Raw genomic sequence first — 1,078 nt, forward strand, 5'->3', positions numbered from 1 at the left:
GTCCGGTGCGGCGAGCAGCGGTCCCTGGGCCAGCCGCACACCGAGCCCGCGCAGCCTGACGAGCTGCTCGTCGTCGACGACGCCGGGGGCGAGCACGTGGCCGCCCGTGCGCCGGCCCAGCGAGACCAGGGCGTCGACCAGGGCCGCGCGACGGGGGTCCGCCGACGCGCGGCGGGCCAGTTCCGGGTCGAGCGCGAGCACGGACGGCGCGACCTCGGCGACGAAACGCGCCGGCAGGTCGGCCGCGTGCTCGATCGCGATGAGATAACCCGTGGCCCGCAGCCGGCCGAGCCGTGCGACGGCCTCCTGCGGAGGCATGCCGCCGAAGAGGCCGCCCACCGAGATGATCACGCCGCTCGGCCGGCGGCCCATGCTCGTGAACGTCTGGTGCAGGCGGTCCATGCCGCGGTCGTCGGCGAGCGTGGCGGCGCGCAGGGCCACGTGGAGCGGCAGGAGGGTCTCACGCTGAGAGGTGGCGTGGGCCGCGAGGATCGCCCGGTCGATGTCGGACTCGAGATCGGTGACCCGGCCGGCGGGCGCGGGCGCGCTCACCGCGACGACGGTGCCGGTCTCCAGGTCGATGACGGGGTGGAAGCCGACGTGCGGGGGCGGCGGCGCGGCGTGCCCGCCGTGGCCCCGCCGCGCGAAAGAGCCCTCCGGGCCGCCCTGGTACGCAGCAGGATTGGTCACGGGCCCTCCTCCGCCGGACCTGTGACCAAGGTGCTGTGTCTCTCGGATCCCTCGCTTCGCCCGGTCACGTACCGATTCTGCGCGACGTTATGGGCGAATTGTCAGTGTTGGGGGACTGTTCACCGGCAATTCGGGTGCTCGCTGCCGGAGCTCCGATCACTTACCGAATGTCAGGACGCCGGTGACACTGAGACCGGCGGGTCATCAGTACCAGCTGATGCTCAGGACGGCGATGAGGTAGGTGATGCAGGCGATGGCCGCGAGGCCCGCCAGCACCCAGATCTCCGCGCCGCGCAGCGCCTGCACGATGAGCGCCGCCACGATCACCGCCACCAGCACGTCGCAGGTCGCCGCCGCGGCGCGGGTGTGGCCGCCGCCCCGGCCGCCG

General features: G+C 73.7%; 1 protein-coding gene and 1 pseudogene. Both read right to left on the reverse strand.

Annotated features, from left to right (window positions below; genetic code table 11):
* Positions 1–690, reverse strand: a 690-nt coding sequence (locus ACFFNX_RS50875) for an EAL domain-containing protein (protein WP_378213698.1), incomplete at its 3' end; no start/stop codon positions are given.
* A 204-nt stretch (positions 691–894) separates the two neighbouring features.
* Positions 895–1,078, reverse strand: a pseudogene (locus tag ACFFNX_RS50880) (ABC transporter permease); the annotation flags it as partial.

Source organism: Actinoallomurus acaciae (assembly GCF_042429965.1).
GTDB lineage: Bacteria > Actinomycetota > Actinomycetes > Streptosporangiales > Streptosporangiaceae > Actinoallomurus > Actinoallomurus acaciae.